18 protein-coding genes are annotated in these 19,454 nt (G+C 69.5%); 10 read left to right on the top strand and 8 right to left on the bottom strand.

The features are described from left to right. The first annotated feature begins 20 nt into the window (after nt 1-20). From C5B99_RS07190 to C5B99_RS07180, 3 genes are read left to right on the top strand one after another with little or no spacing between them, the layout of a single operon-like run. Nucleotides 21-1,106 carry an S-(hydroxymethyl)mycothiol dehydrogenase gene (locus C5B99_RS07190; protein WP_104241095.1) on the top strand — a complete coding sequence of 362 codons (1,086 nt, stop codon included), beginning with the start codon at nt 21-23 and terminating at the stop codon, nt 1,104-1,106. Further along, on the top strand, nt 1,103-1,744 hold the full coding sequence (locus C5B99_RS07185; protein WP_258063111.1) for an MBL fold metallo-hydrolase: 642 nt from the start codon (nt 1,103-1,105) through the stop codon (nt 1,742-1,744). The genes C5B99_RS07190 and C5B99_RS07185 overlap by 4 nt, the downstream gene beginning before the upstream one ends. Beyond that, on the top strand, nt 1,734-3,188 hold the full coding sequence (locus tag C5B99_RS07180; protein WP_104241094.1) for an NAD(P)/FAD-dependent oxidoreductase: 1,455 nt from the start codon (nt 1,734-1,736) through the stop codon (nt 3,186-3,188). Before C5B99_RS07185 ends, C5B99_RS07180 begins: the two co-directional genes overlap by 11 nt. Nucleotides 3,189-3,813: 625 nt before the next feature. Here C5B99_RS07180 and C5B99_RS07175 read toward each other — a convergent pair. Next, nucleotides 3,814-4,398 (bottom strand): MOSC domain-containing protein, encoded by a 585-nt coding sequence (locus C5B99_RS07175; protein WP_104241093.1) that lies wholly within the window; start codon nt 4,396-4,398, stop codon nt 3,814-3,816. 7 nt (nt 4,399-4,405) lie between these two features. Continuing rightward, a complete protein-coding gene (locus C5B99_RS07170) occupies nt 4,406-4,762 on the bottom strand; it encodes a DUF5997 family protein (protein ID WP_219819490.1) in 357 nt (118 codons plus the stop codon). A 96-nt stretch (nt 4,763-4,858) separates the two neighbouring features. On the opposite strand from C5B99_RS07170, the gene C5B99_RS07165 reads away from it, so the two are divergent. Next, nucleotides 4,859-5,668: a substrate-binding domain-containing protein gene (locus tag C5B99_RS07165; RefSeq protein WP_104241091.1), complete on the top strand. Its 810-nt coding sequence runs from the start codon at nt 4,859-4,861 to the stop codon at nt 5,666-5,668. Between the two features lie 266 nt (nt 5,669-5,934). On the opposite strand, the gene C5B99_RS07160 is transcribed toward C5B99_RS07165, so the two are convergent. Then, nucleotides 5,935-7,605, bottom strand: a complete 1,671-nt coding sequence (locus tag C5B99_RS07160; RefSeq protein ID WP_146081962.1) for an HNH endonuclease signature motif containing protein — start codon at nt 7,603-7,605, stop codon at nt 5,935-5,937. Between the two features lie 152 nt (nt 7,606-7,757). Here C5B99_RS07160 and C5B99_RS07155 point away from each other — a divergent pair, with 152 nt between their 5' ends. Next, a complete protein-coding gene (locus C5B99_RS07155) occupies nt 7,758-8,321 on the top strand; it encodes a dihydrofolate reductase family protein (RefSeq protein WP_104241089.1) in 564 nt (187 codons plus the stop codon). Between the two features lie 13 nt (nt 8,322-8,334). Here C5B99_RS07155 and C5B99_RS07150 read toward each other — a convergent pair whose 3' ends face one another. Beyond that, nucleotides 8,335-9,378 carry an LLM class flavin-dependent oxidoreductase gene (locus C5B99_RS07150; RefSeq protein ID WP_104242007.1) on the bottom strand — a complete coding sequence of 348 codons (1,044 nt, stop codon included), beginning with the start codon at nt 9,376-9,378 and terminating at the stop codon, nt 8,335-8,337. A 94-nt stretch (nt 9,379-9,472) separates the two neighbouring features. Here C5B99_RS07150 and C5B99_RS07145 point away from each other — a divergent pair, with 94 nt between their 5' ends. Further along, complete coding sequence (locus tag C5B99_RS07145) at nt 9,473-10,036, top strand: dihydrofolate reductase family protein (RefSeq protein ID WP_104241088.1); 564 nt, start codon at nt 9,473-9,475, stop codon at nt 10,034-10,036. Here C5B99_RS07145 and C5B99_RS07140 read toward each other — a convergent pair. The 4 genes from C5B99_RS07140 to C5B99_RS07125 all read right to left on the bottom strand — a co-directional run bounded on the left by C5B99_RS07140 (nt 10,021) and on the right by C5B99_RS07125 (nt 14,107). Next, nucleotides 10,021-11,544, bottom strand: coding sequence for a hypothetical protein (locus C5B99_RS07140; protein ID WP_104241087.1), 1,524 nt, complete (start codon nt 11,542-11,544; stop codon nt 10,021-10,023). The genes C5B99_RS07145 and C5B99_RS07140 overlap by 16 nt on opposite strands. Then, a complete protein-coding gene (locus tag C5B99_RS07135) occupies nt 11,507-12,184 on the bottom strand; it encodes an ABC transporter ATP-binding protein (RefSeq protein ID WP_258063110.1) in 678 nt (225 codons plus the stop codon). The genes C5B99_RS07140 and C5B99_RS07135 overlap by 38 nt, the downstream gene beginning before the upstream one ends. Nucleotides 12,185-12,240: 56 nt before the next feature. Beyond that, nucleotides 12,241-13,419, bottom strand: a complete 1,179-nt coding sequence (locus C5B99_RS07130; RefSeq protein WP_104241086.1) for an aminotransferase class I/II-fold pyridoxal phosphate-dependent enzyme — start codon at nt 13,417-13,419, stop codon at nt 12,241-12,243. A 67-nt stretch (nt 13,420-13,486) separates the two neighbouring features. Beyond that, complete coding sequence (locus C5B99_RS07125) at nt 13,487-14,107, bottom strand: hypothetical protein (RefSeq protein ID WP_146081961.1); 621 nt, start codon at nt 14,105-14,107, stop codon at nt 13,487-13,489. A 183-nt stretch (nt 14,108-14,290) separates the two neighbouring features. Between C5B99_RS07125 and C5B99_RS07120 the strand changes: the two genes are divergently transcribed. The 4 genes from C5B99_RS07120 to C5B99_RS07105 all read left to right on the top strand — a co-directional run bounded on the left by C5B99_RS07120 (nt 14,291) and on the right by C5B99_RS07105 (nt 19,425). Beyond that, on the top strand, nt 14,291-15,031 hold the full coding sequence (locus C5B99_RS07120; protein WP_104241084.1) for a TetR/AcrR family transcriptional regulator: 741 nt from the start codon (nt 14,291-14,293) through the stop codon (nt 15,029-15,031). Beyond that, nucleotides 15,018-16,127, top strand: coding sequence for a DNA alkylation repair protein (locus C5B99_RS07115; protein ID WP_104241083.1), 1,110 nt, complete (start codon nt 15,018-15,020; stop codon nt 16,125-16,127). Before C5B99_RS07120 ends, C5B99_RS07115 begins: the two co-directional genes overlap by 14 nt. 9 nt (nt 16,128-16,136) lie before the next feature. Further along, on the top strand, nt 16,137-16,613 hold the full coding sequence (locus C5B99_RS07110) for an SRPBCC domain-containing protein (protein ID WP_104241082.1): 477 nt from the start codon (nt 16,137-16,139) through the stop codon (nt 16,611-16,613). A 109-nt stretch (nt 16,614-16,722) separates the two neighbouring features. After that, the gene (locus tag C5B99_RS07105) at nt 16,723-19,425 is read left to right on the top strand and encodes a phosphoenolpyruvate carboxylase (RefSeq protein ID WP_104241081.1); all 2,703 of its coding nucleotides are present in this window, start codon (nt 16,723-16,725) and stop codon (nt 19,423-19,425) included. The last annotated feature ends 29 nt before the right edge of the window (nt 19,426-19,454 follow it).

The following is a 19,454-nucleotide window of genomic DNA, read 5'->3' as shown; positions in this document are numbered from 1 at the left end:
ACTACGACTACCCTTGCCACATGGTCTCCCGTGTCAAAGGTGCAGTTGTCCGTGGCAAGAACGAACCGGTGTCGATCGAGACGGTGCTGGTCCCCGATCCGGGGCCAGGCGAAGCCGTGGTCGACATCATCACGAGCGGTGTCTGCCACACCGATCTCCACTATCAGCAGGGCGGGATCAGCGATGACTTCCCGTTCCTGCTCGGCCATGAGGCCACCGGCCGCGTGTCGGCGGTCGGCGAAGGCGTGACGGAGGTCGCGGTCGGCGACCGGGTCATCCTGAACTGGCGCGCGGTGTGCGGCGAGTGCCGTGCCTGCGCGAAGGGGCAGCCTCAGTACTGCTTCAACACCCACAACGCGACGCAGAAGATGACGCTGGAGGACGGCACGGAGCTCTCCCCGGCACTCGGCATCGGCGCGTTCATCGAGAAGACGCTCGTCGCCGCCGGCCAGTGCACGAAGGTCGACGAGGAATCGGATGCGGCTGCCGTCGGCCTGCTGGGCTGCGGTGTCATGGCCGGCATCGGTGCCGCCATCAACACCGGCGAGGTGAAGCGCGGCGAGTCGGTCGCGGTCATCGGCTGCGGCGGGGTGGGCATGGCGGCGATCGCCGGGGCCGCCCTCGCCGGGGCGACGACGATCATCGCCGTCGACATCGACCCAGCGAAGCTCGAGCGTGCCGCCCACTTCGGGGCGACGCACACCATCAACTCCCGCGAGGAGGACGTCGTCGAAGGCGTCAGGGCCCTCACGGGCGGCTTCGGAGCCGACGTGGTCATCGAGGCCGTGGGTCGCCCCGAGACGTACAAGCAGGCGTTCTACGCCCGCGACCTCGCCGGTCGGGTTGTGCTCGTCGGGGTGCCGACGCCCGAGATGACACTCGCGCTCCCGTTGCTCGACGTCTTCGGCCGCGGCGGCGCTCTGAAGTCGTCCTGGTACGGAGACTGCCTCCCGAGCCGCGACTTCCCGATGCTCGTCGAGCAGTACCGCCTCGGCAGGCTCGACCTGGACGCCTTCGTCTCGGAGCGCATCGGCATCGACGACATCGAGGCGTCGTTCGGCCGCATGAAGGACGGCACGGTTCTGCGTTCGGTGGTGGAGCTGTGAGCGGCCACGGCAAGGTGCGCATCGACCGCGTCGTCACGAGCGGCACGTTCTCCCTCGACGGGGGCACGTGGGAGGTCGACAACAACGTGTACCTCGTCGGCGACGACGAGGACGTCGTCGTGATCGACCCGGCCCACGACGCCCAGGCGGTGCGTGATGCGGTCGGCGACCGCCGGGTGCGCCGGGTGCTCCTGACGCACGGGCACGACGATCACATCGCGGCGGCGCAGGAGTTCGCGACGCTCGTGGACGCGCCCATCGCCCTGCACGACGGCGACCGGATGCTCTGGGATGCCGTCTACCCCGACTCGGCTCCCGACATCGAACTGGCGGACGACGACCGCATCGTGATCGATGAGGTCGACCTGCAGGTCCTGCACACGCCGGGCCATTCGCCCGGGTCAGTCTGCTTCTACGCCCCGGCCCTCGGGGCGCTGTTCAGCGGAGACACGCTCTTCAGTGGCGGGCCCGGGGCCACGGGTCGGAGCTACAGCGATTTCGGGACGATCATCGCGTCGATCTCGGAGCGCCTGCTGACGCTGCCGGCCGAGACGAAGGTCTTCACGGGTCACGGGGACTCGACGTCGATCGGGGCGGAAGCACCGCACCTCGAAGAATGGATCGCACGTGGCCACTGAGTCTCAGGCCTCGCCCGAGGCAAACGTGCCTCCCACGGCTGCGACGACGTTCGACGTCATCGTCATCGGCGCGGGCCCCGTCGGGGAGAACGTCGCCGACCGCACCGTTCAGGGTGGCCTGAGCACCCTCATCGTCGAGAAGGAGCTCGTCGGCGGTGAGTGCTCGTACTGGGCGTGCATTCCCTCGAAGGCGCTCCTTCGGAGCGGGGCCGCTCTGCGCGCGGCGCGTGCCGTGCCGGGCAGCCGCGAGGCGGCGACGGGAGACCTCGACGTGTCGGCGGTCCTCGCTCGTCGCGACTCGTACGTGTCCGAGTGGAGCGACGAGGGACAGGTGGCCTGGCTCGCGGACGCTGGCATCGAGCTCGTGCGCGGGCATGCCCGCCTGACGGGTGAGCGTGAGGTGACGGTCGGCGAGACGACGTACTCGGCGCGTGTCGCTGTCGTCGTCGCGACCGGGTCAGCGGCACTGCTGCCCGACATTCCGGGGCTCGCTGACGCGGAGCCGTGGACGAGCCGAGAGGCGACGTCCCTCGAGCGCATCCCCGAGTCGATCACGATCATCGGCGGCGGCGTCGTGGCGGTCGAGATCGCGACGGCCTACACCGATCTCGGCGCCCAGGTGACGCTGGTCGCACGGAGCACGGTGCTCGGCAGCTTCGAGGCGTTCGCCGGTGAGGCGGTCGTGGCGGCCCTGCGTTCGCGTGGGGCGACGATCATCACGGGTGCGGCGCCAGCTGGTGTCGTCCGGGATGCGTCCGGCCGGGTCACGGTGACGCTCGACGACGGCCGCACACTCGAGAGCAGTGAGCTGCTCGTGGCGACGGGCCGGGTCCCGCGCACGGGCGATGTCGGTCTCGAGACGGCCGGGCTCGAGTCCGGGGCCTGGATCGATGTCGACGACACGATGCTCGTCCGCGGCAGCGACTGGCTGTACGCGGCGGGCGACGTCAACCATCGCGCCCTGCTGACGCACCAGGGCAAGTACCAGGCGCGGGCGGCGGGTGATGCGATCGCGGCGCGCGCCGCGGGGCGCACCCTCGACGATGGACCCTGGGGCACGCACGTCGCGACGGCTGACCATGCCGCGGTGCCTCAGCTCGTCTACTCGGACCCTGAGGTCGCCGCTGTCGGGCTCACGGCTGGTGCCGCCGAGGAGCAGGGCCTTCGGGTGCGGGCCGTCGACGTGCCCATCGGCAACGTGTCTGGGGCTTCGCTGCACGCGGAGGGCTACGAGGGAACGGCCCGGATGGTCGTGGACGAGGATCGCCAGGTTGTCGTCGGGTTCACCATGGTGGGCCCCGACGTGGGCGAGCTGCTGCACGCGGCGACGATCGCGGTCGTCGGCGAGGTGCCACTGTCACGGCTGTGGCATGCGGTTCCGTCGTTCCCGACGATCAGCGAGCTCTGGCTGCGGCTGCTCGAGGGATACGGGCGTCCGCAGTAGCAGGCGACTCAAGCGCACGCCCACCGGCGGAGGGCGCGAGCGGGTTCTGCGAGCCCCTCCCGCCGGTACGGGGTATTGGCGCGAGGTGCTGGTGCCGGGTGCTGCTGCGGGCGGGTGGTTGGGCGTCAGCAGACCGGCGGCTCGGCATCACCAGACCGGCGGCTCAGCGTCAGCAGCCCGGCGGCTCGGCATTACCAGACCGCAGGCTTGGCATCACCAGACCGCAGGCTCGGCATCACCAGACCGCGGGCTCGGCATCACCAGCCCGGCGGCTCGGCATCAGCAGCCCGGCGGCTCGGCGCCACCAGACCGCAGGCTCGGCATCAGCAGACCAGCGGCTCGGCGTCACGAGACCGCGGGCTCGGCATCACCAGCCCGGCGGCTTGGCATCACCGAGCGTCGGCTCCGTGTCACCTGACGGGCGGGAACCCGGCATGTGCGAGGCAGTGTGCATTCCAGGTTGGGCCTCGGCTCTGGCACTCGCGCTCGCTTCGGTACTCGCTCCGACCCAGGTCTCGCTCTTGCTCTGAATTCTGCTTCGGCGACGGCTCCGACTTTGACTTCGGCACCGGTTCTGACTTTGCCACCGACACCGACACCGGCACCGGCTTCGACTTCGCTTGTCTCAGCCGCCGTGGTCGCCGGAGAAGACCTGACGAACTGTCGGCGCACCCTCATCAGCAGTCTCGAGGACTTCGACGGTGTCGCCCGCCGCGATCTTGCCGTTCTTCGCGACGCGCAGGTAGGCGCCGACGCGGGCGGCTGCGCTGAATCGCTTCACCCAGCCACGTTCGTCGTCTCCCCCGACCCACCTGGCGAAGGTCTGGCATGGGACGCGCGGGGCGGTCACGACGAGTTCGACGACGCGGGATGAGCCCGCGGCGGTGAGGTCTCCGATGCGGAGGGTGTCACCGATGTGGAGGTCGTTGACGTCGAGCCCGTCGATGCGGAGGTTCTCGCCGAAGAACCCCGGAGGGAGCTCGCGGCCGAGTTCTTCGGCCCAGTGGTCGGCGTCAAGCTGCGAGTAGGCGTAGACCGCCTGGTCGAGGCCGCCGTGGTGCTTCCGATCGGCCTGCACGTCGCCGTAGACCCCGTAGCGTCCCACCTTGACGGGCCCCTCGAGGGTCTGCTTGTCGATCGCGGTCACGCCGACGGCACCCGGGTCCCGGCGGAGCTGCGCTACGGCGCAGACGGCGAGCAGCTGGGCCAAGGTCGGCTCAGTTCTTTCGCTTCGCGTGCAGTTCGGCGACTCGGGCGTTCTCGGCGCGGACCTTCGCCTGGACGCCTCGCTCGTGGGAGAGCCACGATGGGGCGCTTTCGAGGAGAGCCTGGATCTCTTCAGTTGTGAGCGCTTCGGTGACGCCGCCACGGGCGAGGCCGGAGTTGGTGATGCCGAGCTTGCGGGCGACGATGTCGCGCGGGTGGGGACCCGTGCGGCGCAGCTCCTGCAGCCATTCGGGTGGGGTCTCCTGCAGCTCGAGGAACTCGCTGCGGGTGAGCGGGGCCTCCTGGAATGCTTCTGGGGTTGCCGGCAGGTAGATGCCGAGCTTCTTGGCGGCGGTCGCCGGCTTCATGGTCTGGTCTGACCCGCGGTCGGCCGCGGTGTGGCTCTCGGCCGAGTTGCCTTCTGATTCGCTCATCTGAGCATCGTACCCAGTAGCCTTGCGGGCATGGAGACTCCGACGCACCTCACGGTCGCTCTCGCCCCCGGCATCAACCCACGGAAGTGGTCTCGAGTGTGGGAGGAGCGGAGAGCAGAGACGCCGCTGGAGTTCGCGACCCTGCACTCGGCCGAGGCCAGGCAGCTCGTTCTCGACGATGGCGCGCAGGTCGCCTTCGTGCGGCATCCCTTCGAACGTGAGGGGTTGAACGCGATCGACCTGTTCGCCGAAGATGTGGTCGCTGTGGTCGCTGTCGAGTCGGATCTCGACATCGATGAACCGTTGCGGTTGGAGGAGCTCGACGACTGGCAGCTGGTGCTGGCCGCTTGGACCCCCGATTGGGCGGAGGCGGCAGAGCGCCTGGGGCTCGACTCGGGCGAGGCGGCCATGACGACCGATCCGGCGGACGCGATGGAGCTTGTAGCGGGCGGGGCCGGGGTGGCGATCGTCCCTCAGTCGGTCGCGAGGCAGCACGCCCGCAAGGACGTCACGTATCGGGTCATCAGCGACCTCCCTCGGGTTCCCGTTTCTGTGGTTTGGGCGGTCGCCGATGACCGTCTCGACACCGAGGAGTTCGTCGGCATCGTCCGCGGGCGCACCGCGGGGAGCTCGAGGGGACGCACCGGCGCAAAGTCTGCCGCGCTGCAGCGGGAAGAGCAGCAGGCGCTGGCGGAGGCCGAGCGCCGCGTGAAGGAGCAGCAGAAGAAGCGGGCGACCGCGAAGCGAATCGGCACCTCCTCCGGGACGAGCCGCGGCGCCCAGCTCGCCGCGAAGCGCGCAAAGGCGGGCGGATCGGGCGGCAAGCGCAAGCGCCGCTAGCGCTGGCTGGGTGGCTGGCTCGCTGGCTTGTTGGTTCGCTCGCTTGTTGGCCGACCGGCTGCGTGCTCGCCTGCCAGACAGATGAGCCAACAAACCAACAGGCAGGCAGGCAGGCAGGCAGGTACGCACGCACGCAGGCGGGTAAGCAGGCAGGCAGGCCGAGCTCTTGCCGACTTCTCTGACAGGGTTCGGGTGAAATCCAGCGGCAGCGGCAGCGGCAGCGGCAACGGCAACGGCAACCTTCTTGACGTCGCGCGGCACCGAGCCTAGAAGGGCGGCAATTCGTCTGCGCTCCCCCGCTGCTCCGGCTCATCTGGGGCTGGCGCCTCAACGTTGCTGTTCTGCTGAGACGTTGGCCGCGGCATCGCCATGCCTGTCGCGGCGCGGCCGTCGCGCGCCTCATCGCTCGGCCTGAATTCGATGTTGGTGTTGGCGTGGGTGTCGTGGTGTTCGGGCTGGTCGGTGTACGTCTTGCCACTGGGGGTGCGCCATTCGAGGACGCCACCGCCGAGTTGTCTCACGGTCCATGCGGTGGCGTGTTTCATGACGTGGTGCCCTCTGCACAGTCCGCAGAGGTTGTCGATGCTGGTGGTGCCGCCGTGTTCCCAGGCGTGGGTGTGGTCGAGGTCGCAGCACGCGGCGGGTTGCCGGCAGCCGGGCCAGCGGCAGTGAATATCTCTCGCGGTGAGGAAGGCCCGCATCGCCGCGGTGGGACGGTAGGTATCGACGGCCGCGACCGCGCCCGTGATGGGGTGGGTGAGGATCCGCTGGAATGAGGGAGCGTTCGCCGCGAGTCGTTTCGCTTCCTCGAGCGGAATGGGTGACATGCCGTTCAGCAGCGCGGGCGCCGGAGTCAGGCGATCAGTGTCCGGGGCGACAGCGCGGTCAGGGCCGAGGAGCGTGAGGATCGGGATCGTGAACTGCACGCTCGCCTCTATCCCCGCAGCCGCGCCGTTGGAGGTGGGCGTCGAGGTGAGGAGCACGTCTGCGAACAGGTCGGCCTTGACCTGGTCGACCGTTCGCTCATCCGGAGCCTCGTCCGTCATCTCGCCCGGCATCACGCCCGGCCCCTCATCCCGAGTCGCGTCCGCCCCCTCGGCGCGGGCCCCGCTCGCGGCGCTCTCGCTGATCCCAATACCCCCGGTGCTCTGGGTGTTCTCGGTGCTTTGGGTGTCCCCGGCACTCCCGGCAGCCCCGGGACTCCCGGCCCTGCCCGTGATGCCGGCGGGTGCAGGCCTCGCCCGGATCACGGCCTTGGCCTGCTTGCGCAGGCGGTCCGCGATCGCCTTGCCCTCGATGAGCGGCAACCGAGCTCGCAGCAGGCACATGCCGTTCTCCGCCTCGGTCACCGACACGTACCGCGTCTTCCGTGCCCGCGCGAACCGCTCGCACACCGACTCCTGCGTCAACGACTCCGCGACCCTCGCCGCCGTCACCCGCAACGCGCGGGGCGGCAGCACCCGCGCACCAACCTCCGCGAGCATCACGCGGACGAACGCAGCCCGGCGTGCTGTCTGCTCCCCCGCATTCACGTGCGACACCGACAGACCTGCCTCGGTCAACACCCGCAGTTGCGCCTCGCTCACCGCGCCCGCCCCCAGTGCGTCCACGAGCCCCGGGAACTCACGCACCGCGGTCACCGCCTCCTGCAGGAGTCCCTCCGCGACCGACTGCCCAACCTGTTCGACCAGCGCCACCTCGGCTGCCAATGACCGCACATGCAGACCGTGTTCCACCGAGCCCTCAGCCGCATCCAAGGCTGCCGCGATCTCCGCCAGCTCAGCCCGAACTCGCACCTGCGCCGCCGCGACCACAGCCGCCGCTGCCATCAGCCCCGTCTCCCTCGCCAGGAGCAGCCGACGACGCGCAGCGACCGACCCCGGATCGCGGGGATCGCACCCCAGCCCGGTCGGCGTCACATCATCGTTCGAAGACATACCCGAATCTTGGACCGGACCACCGACAATTGGCCCCCGGGGGCTCACCGTTCAGCGAAACCCCAGATCAAACGGCGAGTTTCCGGGAAGCAGGGAGACGTCCGACCCCCGGCCGGTGGTAGCTTGAAAGGCACGAACAAGGAGGTTCGCTGATGCGCAAGGTCACCTACTCGCTGGCCCTCACCCTCGACGGGTACATCAAGGACTCAGACGGCAGCTTCGACTGGGGAGACCCCAGCGAGGAGGTGTTCCGCTTGGCGACCGAGGAGGTGCGAGCGGCCGACTTCCACCTGATGGGTCGCCGCCTCTACGAGACGATGGTCTACTGGGAGCCGACCGACGAAGCCCGGGAATATGGGGAGCTCGAGACGGAGTTCGCCGAGCTCTGGCGCGCCCTGCCGAAGATCGTGTTCTCGAACACGATCACCGAGGTGCAAGGCAATACCAGGATCGCCGAGGACGGGCTCGCCGAGGAGATCGAGCGCCTGAAGGCCGAACCGGGAGAAGGACCGATCGCGATCGGTGGAGCAGAGCTGGCGCATCAGGTTGCTGATCTCGACCTGGTCGACGAGTACCTGCTGCGCATATGTCCCGTCCTCGTCGGAGGCGGCACGCCGTTCTTCTCACAGAACGACCGCCGCACGAACCTCGAGCTGCTCGACTCGCGAACCTTCGAGTCGGGCGTCGTGCATCTCCGATACCGCGTCCTGCGCTGACCCGCGCTGTCGACTACCCCTCGCGCGACCAGCCGATCGCCGGAGCGATGTGCTCGGCGATGGTGGCGAGCATCCGCGTGTTGTAGGCGACACCAAGCTGGTTCGGCACGGTCAGCAGGAGCGTATCCGCTGCCTGGACGGCAGCATCCGCCGCGAGCTCCTCCGCGAGACGATCGGGAGTGCCCTGGTAGGTGCGACCGAAGCGTGAGCGCATCCCGTCGAGTACACCGACCTGATCGCCCTCCCCGGCGCCTCGCCCGCCGAAATAGGTCACGTCCTCATCGGTCGTGATGGGGATGACGCTGCGACTCACCGAGACCCGGGGCTCTCGACGGTGTCCGGCGGCCGCCCACGCGTCCCGGTACCCCTGGATCTGTTCGGCCTGCAGCTCATCGAACGGAACGCCCGTGTCTTCCGTGAGCAGCGTCGAGCTCATGAGGTTCATGCCCTGCTCCGCAACCCACACGGCACTGGCTCGGCTTCCGGAGCCCCACCAGATGCGGTCGTCCAGGCCGGCGGACTGCGGCTGGATGGGGAGCGGCGCCGTCGAGCCTGTCATCTGCGGGTTGCCGGCAACGAGCCCCGCACCGGTGATCGCCGCGCGGAACAGCTCCGTCTTCGCGCGGGCCAGCTCGTCATCGGTCTTGCCCTCAGGCGGGGTGAAGCCGAACGCGTGTGCGCCGTCCTGGGCGGGCTCGGGTGAGCCTCGGCTCAGACCGAGCTGGAGCCTCCCCTCGCCACCGGCGTGTGCGCTGATGAGGTCGGCAGCGGCAGCCTCCTCCGCCATGTACAGGGGGTTCTCGTAGCGCATGTCGATGACGCCGGTGCCGATCTCGATGCGGCTGGTCCGAGCCCCGACGGCTGCCAGGAGCGGGAATGGGGCAGCGAGCTGTCGCGCGAAGTGATGCACGCGGTAGTAGGCGCCATCGATGCCGAGCTCTTCCGCCGCGACCGCGAGTTCGATGGACTGCACGAGCGCATCACCGCCCGTTCGCGTGCCCGATTGCGGAGACGGGTGCCAGTGCCCGAACGAGAGGAAGCCGATTTTCTTGCGCATGCTGAGCACAGCGTCTGGGATGCATGTCGCATTCCCGAGACCGCTCGCGTGTCGCCTTCTCCCGATTGTCGGAGGTCGGGGTTACCTTCCTCGCATGACGAACGTGATCTACAACACCGCCACGACCCTCTCCGGCTTCATCGCCGACGACAACGACGCTCTCGACTGGCTGTTCGTCGTCGACCAGCCCGACGACGACAGCTTCGGCTCGTTCCTGGCGAGCGTCGGGGCGCTCGTGATGGGATCGACCACCTACCAGTGGGTCTACAACCACGAGGGTCTCGACGAGCATCCCGAGAAGTGGCGAGCCTCCTACGCCGACCGTCCGACGTTCGTGTTCACGAGCCGCGACCTGCCCGTCCCTGAGGGACTCGACATCCACCTCGTGCGGGGTGCCATCGCCGACCACATCGGCGCCATTGCAGCGGCCGCCGGCGACCGCGATATCTGGGTCGTGGGTGGCGGAGACCTCGCCGGCCAGTTCTACGACTCGGGTCACCTGACTGAGGTCCGCCTCTCCATCGCGCCGGTGACCCTCCCCTCCGGAGCTCCGGTGCTCCCCCGCCGCATTGAAGCGGATGCGCTGCGCCTGACCTCCGCGCACGCGCGGGGACAGTTCGTGGAAGCCCGCTACGAGGTGAGCTACCCGCGGAGGTGACGAAGGCGTGACCTCGTCGCCAGAGCGAGCACAAGCGCGCCCGCGACCAGAAGCACGATCGAGACGACTGGAAGGCCCACAGCCCAGAGCATCGTCGCGGCCAGCCCGAGGAGCCCCGAGATGATGACCGAGTCGAGCTGCCAGACGAGCCTCGCGAGCACGGACACGTCGCCGACCTCGCTCGGCATGGGCGTCAGGAGCAGCGGAGGGAGGTGCCCGCGGCCCGCTTCGTAGGCGCGCACGGCGACCATGGCGAGGCTTGCGAGCAGGGGCGCGGCACCACCACCGCCACCACCCGAGACGAGGAGCGTGACTCCGACGACAAGGACGACGACGGCCAGCGGGAACACGGCGTGCAGGAGGAACTGCTCGCCCGTCGGCGTTCCGAAGACGGCGGCCCCTGCGGCAGCGTCGGCCGCATGCCGGAACCCCTCGGTGAACGGGGCCAGGGCGAGGAACATCAGAATGGAGCCACCGAGCGCGGCCAGCGCGGCGACCGCCGACGGGCTGACGGCCAAACCCAGGAGCAGGGCCGCGGCCACAACCCCGACGAGCCCGAACACGGTCCGCTGCGGTGTCCGCAACGCACCGACCCCATCGCGGACCAGCATGGACAGCACGCGCGGCCCGCCGACGACGGCTCGAAGCCCCCTCCCCACCGAGGGCACCTCGCGGTACGCCGCCGATGCGCCCGCCAACTCTCCTGCCGCTGCGGCGAAGGCGGCAGCCTCACGGCGCCGTGCCTGCCGGAGGAGCTCGTCACCCCGCAGTCGATCCAGCAGCCGAGGCACGGAGGCGAGCGCAACCGCAAAGACCCCGAGGAGCACCAGCGCACCGACGAGAACGAGACTCAGGCCCGCGTCATGCCCAAGCCAGCCCTCGAGGGCCGAGTGGAGCCCTCGACCGTTCCCGCCGCTCAGGCCGACGACCCCGGTCCAGATCGACCCGAACCATGCCCCGACCCCAAGGGGCGACACCCCGAGAAGACCGAGAGCGATCGCCGCCACCCACGCGCGCGGGCTGCCGATGACCTGGCCCACGAGCGCCGCGATCACGCCGAGGCACGCCAGGGCGACGGACGCCGCCACGAAGCACGCCACTGGCACCAGAGGGGCCCCGACGCCCACGACCAACGCGGCCCCCAGGAGACAGGCCAATAGCCCCGTCCCCGCCGAGGCTGCGAGTGCACTCCGCCGGAACGGCCGCCGCAACGAGACGCGCCTCGGCACGTCATTGGAACCGAGGGTGACCGTAGCGAAGGGATCAAGCAGGGCCGGACCACGAGTCGTCCCCACCAGCAGACCGAGGGGTACCACCGCGGCAGCCACGATCCGAAGCTGCTCTGCGAACGCCGGAGACGTGAGCCAGGCGATCGAGGCCGGTTCCAGGAGCGCGATGAACAGCATCCGCGCCAGTGGCGCGACCGCGACGAGCACCACCGCCCCCACGAGGTACGCGCGATACGCACCCTCACGCCGCCGCACGCCCACCGCCCTGGTCGTCGCCATCGCGTTCGCGTTCGCCGGCAAGCCGCAACTCGTCCGCACCCAGCGCCTCGATGAGCGCTCGGCTGTGGGTCGCGACGATGATCGCCGCGCCCCTGTCTCGCTCTTCCACGAGGATGCGGGCAAGCAGCTCACGTCGCTCCTCGTCGAGACGCTGCTCGGGTTCGTCGAGCACGAGCACGTCGAACGGACGCGCCAGAACGGTGGCCAGTGAGAGCAGCTGGAACTGCCCGGACGAGAGCTCGTGCGGGAACCTCGTCGCCAGATGCTCGATGCCGAGGCGCGCCAGCACCGCGTCGGCGGAACGCTCCCCCTCGAGCGTGCTCATCCCCCACGATGCTGCGACGGCCGTCAGATGCTCTCGTGCAGTCAGGGTGAGCGAGAACGGGACCGACCCGAGCAGGGCCGCGAGGCTGCGCCGGAACCGCGGACTCCGTTCATCCACCGGCCGGTCGTCGAGGAGGATTCGGCCCTCGCTCGGCGTGACGAGCCCGGCCAGCGCGCGGAGCAGCGTCGTCTTCCCTGAGCCGTTCGCCCCCGTCAGGCACAGCACCGATCCGGCCGGCACCGCGAGATCGACATCGGAGAGCACCCGCGTGCCCCCGCGCTTCACCGAGAGACCCTCGACGCGGACGACTGGCACGCAGCCATCCTCCGCTCGACCAGGACCGCGATCGCCTCGTCCAGGACCAGACCCGCTCACGGCCGCAGCCCCTCGACGAACGCTTCGAGGCGGCGCAGCCCTTCGACGAGCTCCGCCCGCGAGGCGGCATAGGAGAGTCTGACGTGGGTCTTGCCCGTGTGCGCTCCGAAGTCGCGGCCAGGTGTCAGCGCGACCTGGGCCTCCTCGAGCGCCCGTCCGCAGAAATCCCACGAGGACAGACCGGTCCGGGACACGTCGAAGTACACGTAGAAGGCACCGTCGGGCAGGACCGGAACCGGGAGCCCGATTCGCTGCAGGCCCTCGAGCACCAGTTCGCGACGATTGGCGAGCTCGACCCGGCGCTCCTCGCAGATCGACAGCGACTCGGGGGTGAACGCGGCGAGAGCGGCAAGCTGCGCCGGTGCCGACGCCGACAGGAAGTAGTTCGTCGCGAGCTTCTCGACGGCCGGAACAAGAGTCTCGGGGAGCACGGCCCAGCCGAGTCGCCAGCCGGTCATGCCGAAGTACTTGGAGAAGCTGTTGATGACGATCGCTTCCGGGTCGACGCTCAGGACGCTCCGCGGAGGGGTGCCGTCCTCGCCCGGGTCGGAGAGGTTCAGGTAGATCTCGTCGACGATTCGCCACGCGCCCCGCTCTCGGGCAAACGCGCAGAGGGCACCGAGCTCCTCGAAGGGCACAGAGGTGCCGGTCGGGTTCGACGGCGTCGCGACCATGATCGAGGACGTCCGCTCACCCCAGACCGCTTCGACGCTGGACACGTCGAGCTGGTAGCGGGACTCGATGCTCGTGGGCACGCCGACCACCCGTCCGCCGAAGCTCTCGACCAACTGCCGATTGCAGGGGTACGACGGATCGGCCATGACCACATCGTCACCGGGGTCGGTGGTGGCGGCCACGACGACCAGGAGGGCCGCCGAGGCGCCCGAGGTCACGAGGATGCGGGCCGGGTCGACCTCGACGTCGTGACGGATGCGGTAGAACTCGCTGATCGCCTCGCGGAGCGCTGGGAGCCCGAGCGCGACGGTGTACGGGAGCGGCCGACCATCCATGGCATCGCGCATCGCCTCGCGAACCTGAGGCGGCGCCCCGAAGTCGGGTTCCCCCAACGAGAGCTTGACGACGCGCTTGCCCTCCGCTTCGAGGGCGGCGGCACGCTGCCCGAATGCCATGGCGTGGAACGGCTCGACCGTCTGGGCGCGATGCGAGAGCTTCATACCCCAAGGATGCCAGGTGGCCCGGTCTCAGGGCAGCTGGCGGGTCGTCCGCCGAGCAGCGCGACGCTCAGCTCCTGGTGGCGCCAGCCCCGGTGCGCGCGCCCTGGGACGGAGAAGAGCCCTGGGACGGAGAAGAGGCCTGGTCGTCCGTGATCGCTCGCACTCGCGGGCTCCTGCCCGCTTGGGTGTGCAGCCAGGCGCCCGCCGGGACGGTCTTGATCGATTGCCAGGCGTCCCGGTCGAGGTGCCCAGAGCTGGGCGAGAAGACCTCCTCGAGAAGTCGGGGGTCGTCGCTGATGAACGCCGACCTGCCTTCCTCCAGCCACACCGGCCTGCTCTCCCCTCGTTCTCCGAGGCGTGCGCCTTGGACCCGCAGCGCCCCGGTCCGGTCCTTGGCGATCATGATCGCGGATGGCACGAGCAGCTCCGGGAGATCGTCGAGCTCGTCCAGGAATCGTCGCCCCTGGGCCCGCAGCACGACGGACGTCGCCGGCTCACTGGAGAGGCGAGTGAGGAAGATGAGGTCGAGGTGCCTCGTTCGGACCTCGGTGAGCGCCCGCTCCAATGGTCGCGCGAGCAGCCACGGTGCACCCGAGCCGTGGTCGGCGACAACTCGAAGACGCCCTTCGACGATCGCCAATCGGACGTCAGGATGCACGTCCTGGTCCGGATGTACGAGTACTCCCACGGCTCTCCAAACTCACGAGCGGTGTCGCTCCGCACTGAAAATCTCCGCGCAACGTAGCATGCTGACGGAGCAGTGTCGGCCCGTTCTCGACGAATTCGTCTTCACATATGGCCGATACCGCCATCCTCGCCCCACCCCGAACGGGGTGCGGTACTGCCCCGATCGTCACTACACTCACTGGCTATGAATGCCCTCGCCCGATCGGCCGGCGGACCCCAGCAGCAGCGCAGCATCCAGACTCGGAGTCGCCTGGTGCTCGCAGCGGCCACCACCTTCGTGGAGTACGGCTTCGCCAGCTCGACCCTGTCGCGCATTCGGGCGAACTCGGGAGTCACGAACGGGGCCTTCTACCACCACTTCGCGACCCGCGAGGCGGTCGCCGAGGCGGTCCTCGGCGAATACGCGGCGCGGGCATCGAATGCGGTGGCCGAGGCCACAAGGTCGGCGGCAAGCGGCATCGACGCGCTCCTGAAGGTGTCCGTCGCCTTCGCGAGGCTCCTGCAGAGCGATGTCGTGGTCCTCGCAGGCGTCATCGTGACGTCGGAGATCGGCTCGAGCTTCCTCTCGCACGGCTCCTACCTCGACTGGCTCGCGCGCATCCGTCCCGTCATTCGCATCTGCCAGCGAGAGGGCAGCATCCGCGGTGATTTCAGCGCCGACCACGTCAGCTCGCTCTTCGTCTCGTCCTTCACGGGCACGCAGCTGCTCTCTGGGGCGCTGACCGACCGGCAGGACCTCGTGGAGCGTATCGGCGTGCACTGGCGGATGATCCTGCTCGGCCTCACGACGCCCGAGAGCGCCGAGCGCGTCGAGAAGCTCGTGGACTCGGCCTTCGGCGACTACCAGACCACCGGCGTCTCCGAGATGACTGACGACGCGCTGAGCACGTCGCGCACGGAGGAGGCTCAGCATGCCCTTCGCTGATGAGCTCCTCGGAGCCCAACAGGCGTCCGCGATGGTGCAGCTGCTGCAATCGGCGGCCGGAGGCCGTCAGCTCTCCGCGACGCGGGCGACCGCTGATGGCCTCGACGGGCTCGCCCTCGGCGCGCGGAGCTCCCACCTCGCTGCCTCCATCTTGGAGGACCTCCCGGTCGGCTACCCCGAGTTCGCCGCGATCATCCGCCGTGCGCTGGAGTCGTCCGCCCTCGAAGGGTGGATGGTGTGGCCGATCTCGAATGCGGTTTCCGCTGCCGCCATCGCCGATGGCGGCGCTGCGGCGTTCGACGACGGCATGCAGCTCCTCGCGGAACTCACCCCTCGGCTGACCTGCGAGTGGGCGGTCCGGCCCATGCTGCGGGCGAGGCTCGAGCGGGCACTCGAGATCATGCTCGAGTGGACCAGGAGCGACGACGAGCATGTGCGTCGGCTCGCGTCTGAGGGGACACGGCCGTACCTGCCGTGGGGCACTCGGGTCGCCGAGATCACCCGCGATGCGCGCCTGTGCATCCCGATTCTGGATGCGCTCTACCGCGACGACAGCGAGGTCGTTCGCCGTTCGGTCGCCAACCACCTGAACGACATCAGCAGGCACGACGCGACCCTGGTCTGCGAGACGGCCGCCTCGTGGCTCGCCGACGGTGACGAGCACACGCCGAGACTCGTTCGCCACGCCCTCAGGACGCTCGTGAAACGGGGGGACCCCGATGCCTTGGCGCTCCTCGGCTTCGGCTCGGCGGAGGTCGCCGTGGAGGGGCCCACGCTCGATCGCGCGAGCATGGTGCTCGGCGAGGAACTGCTCATCACCGCCAGCATCACGAATCGTGGTGAGGTCGCGGCGGATCTCGTCGTCGACTACGTCGTGCACCACGTCAAGGCGGACGGCAGCCGCACCCCGAAGACGTTCAAGATCTCGACGACGACACTCGCACCGGGCGCCACGCTCAGCATCAGCAAACGGCACGCCGTCAGACCCATCACCACGCGCCGCTACCATCCCGGCGTGCATGCCATCGAGCTGCAGGTCAACGGTGTCCGGCACGGATTCGCCGAATTCGACCTGGTTCTCGACCCGGTGTGCTGAGATACCCGCATGCCCGAAGAACCCTCCGAAGCAGTCGCCACCGAGACCATTCGTCTCGAGCGGAGCGTGGACGCCGCTCGGGAGGATTTGTGGCTGTGGTTCACGGCGAGCGAGAAGACGGCCAAGTGGATCGGCCCGTGGCACTTCACTGACGAGCAGCGCGGCCGGATCGGGCTGCAGCTCGTGGCCGAGGAGGGTGCCCCGGCAAGCGCGGCGACGATCCGGCGCTGCGAGGCCCCGAGCCTGTTGGAGGTCACGACCGAGGATGCAGCCGGATCGTGGCACCTGCGTGTCTCGCTGGCGGAGTCCGGGGCGCGGGGCGAGGCCACTCGGCTCGTCTTCGAGCACTTCGAGGTGCCCGTGGCGATGCTCTCGGATATCCGGGCAGGCTGGAACTACTACCTCGACCTGATGCTGGCGGCCAAGGACGGCCTCGAGACGCCCGTCTTCGAGGACTACCTGGATGCCCCCTCTGCAGAGGCCTGACCGACCGCGCGATCCCCACTTCTCCTCGCATCACCCGAGCGGATGTCATTCCCGGTCATGATGGATGCCGTGTCACATTGTCGATACACAGCATCGGTAGCCTGGGCTCATGCTCGAAGCCCCAACGAACTCCCCCGCCAGCCGCACTGAGGCTGGCGCTGAACTGCCAGATGAGCTGCGCTCTGACGTGCACCTCCTCGGCACCCTGCTCGGCCAGGTCCTGACAGAGACGGGAGGCCCCGAGCTCCTCGACGACGTCGAGCGACTGCGTCGCCTCACGATCTCGGCCTACGAGCACGACGGCGCGGCCGCGAACGACTCGTTCGCCTCCGCCGAGGAGCTCGTGGATGCGCTCTCACCGGCACGAGCAGACGAGGTCGCGCGGGCGTTCACCTGCTATTTCCACCTCGTGAACCTCGCCGAGGAGCACCACCGCGTGCGCGTGCTTCGCGCCCGCGGCACCTCACCATCGAAGCAGCAGGAAGACACGATCTCGCAGGCGTTCGCGCGCCTGAGCGACGAGATCGGTGCGGAGGCCGCGTCGGTGCGGGTCCGCGCCCTGCGTTTCCACCCCGTCTTCACGGCGCACCCGACCGAGGCCCGCCGACGGGCTGTCTCCTCCGCGATCCGTCGCATCAGCGACCTGCTCGAGGAACGCGACGAGCAGCGGCTCTCGGGTGGCGCATCCGAGGGCAGCCCCGCCGCTCAGGAGCTGACCCGTCGCCTGCTCGAGGAGATCGACCTGCTGTGGCGCACCTCGCCGCTGCGCAGCGACAAGCCGACGCCCGTCGACGAGGTGCGCACCGTCATGGCCGTCTTCGACGAGACCCTCTTCACGACGGTCCCCCGCGTCTACCGCCGAGTCGATGAGGCCCTGCAGGGTGCGCTCTCTGGAACGTCGAAGCCCATCGCCGAACCCTTCGTGCGCGTCGGCTCCTGGATCGGCGGCGACCGAGACGGCAACCCGTTCGTGACCGCGAAGGTCAGCCGTCAGGCCGCCGTCATCGCATCCGAGCACGTCCTCCTCGGCCTCGAGCGCGCCTCGGCTCGAATCGGGCGCACGCTCACGCTCGGCGCCGACACCACGCCCCTCGACGCGGCCGCCGCGACCCTACTCGCGCGCCTCGGCAGCGGCGACGAGAGTGCCGCGGCCGAGATTGCCCAGCGCTCGCCCGGAGAGCCGCACCGCCGCATCCTGCTGCTCATCGCCCGCCGCATCGAAGCCACCCGGAGACGCAACGCGGACCTCGCCTACAAGGTGCCGGACGAGCTGCTGCGGGAGCTGCGCATCCTGCAGGCATCGCTCGTCGCCGCTGGCGCTGGCCGGCACGCCTACGGCGAGCTGCAGCACCTCATCTGGCAGGTCGAGACGTTCGGCTTCCACCTCACCGAGCTCGAGGTGCGCCAGCACTCGCAGGTGCACCGCAAGGTGCTCGCCGAACTCGCCGAGCAGGAGGCGGGCGCGGAGCCCAGCGAGCTGACCGCCGAGGTGCTCGACGTGTTCCGCTCGATCGCGTTCATCCAGGAGCGCCACGGCCCGCGCGCGGCAGGCCGCTACATCGTGTCCTTCACGCAGTCGTCCGAGGACATCGCCAACGTCTACAAGCTCGCCGTCGCGGCGACGGGCCCCGGGGCGACTCCCCCCGCGCTCAACGTGATCCCCCTCTTCGAGACGTTCGCCGACCTGCAGGCGGCTCCTCGCATCCTCGCCGAGATGCTCGAGCAGCCCGAGGTCGTCGAGCTGCTCGCCGGCAACGGGCGCAGGCTCGAGGTCATGCTCGGCTACTCCGACTCCTCGAAAGACGTCGGGCCAGTGGCTGCGACGCTCGCGCTGTACGAGGCGCAGAGCCAGATCGCCGCCTGGGCCCGCGAGAACGGCATCGAGCTCACCCTCTTCCACGGCCGCGGCGGTGCGCTCGGCCGCGGCGGCGGCCCCGCGAACGTCGCGATCCTGGCCCAGCCGCCGCACTCCGTCGACGGTCGCTTCAAGCTGACCGAGCAGGGTGAGGTCATCTTCGCCAGGTACGGCGACCCGGACATCGCGGCCAGGCACATCGACCAGGTCATCTCGGCGACGCTCCTCGCCTCGGCCCCGTCGACGGAGACCCGCAACGCGGATGCCGCCGAGAAGTACGCAGGGGTCGCCGCGACCATGGACTCCGCGTCACGCGAGCGGTTCTTCGCGCTCGTGAAGGCCCCCGGGTTCGCACCGTGGTTTGCCAGAGTGACCCCCATGGAGGAGGTCGGGATGCTCGCCCTCGGGTCGCGCCCCGCCCGCCGCGGCCTCTCCGTTGAGTCCCTGGAAGACCTGCGCGCCATCCCGTGGGTGTTCGCGTGGACGCAGGCGCGCATCAACCTGACCGGCTGGTTCGGCCTCGGCACGGCGCTCGACGCGGTCGGCGACCTCGACCAGCTGCAGGCCGCCTACGCCGAATGGCCGCTCTTCAGGTCGATGATCGACAACGTCGCGATGAGTCTCGCGAAGACGGACGGACGCATCGCCCGCCGCTACCTGGAGCTCGGCGACCGCCCGGAGCTCGCCGAGCTGGTGACGAGCGAGCTCGATCTCACGGCGAGCTGGGTCACCCGGATCACGGGTGGCGCCGAGCTGCTCGAGCGCAAGCCCGTGCTGCAGCGCGCCGTGAAGATGCGCAGCCCCTACGTGGACGCGCTCTCGCTCCTGCAGCTGCGCGCGCTCCGCAGGCTGCGTGACGACGCCAGGAAGCCGGACGGGGATGAGGCCGCCGAGCTCCAGCGACTCCTGCTGCTCTCCGTGAACGGCGTCGCCGCCGGTCTCCAGAACACCGGCTGACGCCGCCGGCGACTCGTGTCGCCGACGCA

Source organism: Pseudoclavibacter sp. Z016 (assembly GCF_002931215.1).
Taxonomy (GTDB): Bacteria; Actinomycetota; Actinomycetes; order Actinomycetales; family Microbacteriaceae; genus Pseudoclavibacter.
The sequence above is the reverse complement of the archived record's forward strand: the minus strand, read 5'-3'. Positions and strand labels throughout refer to the sequence as shown.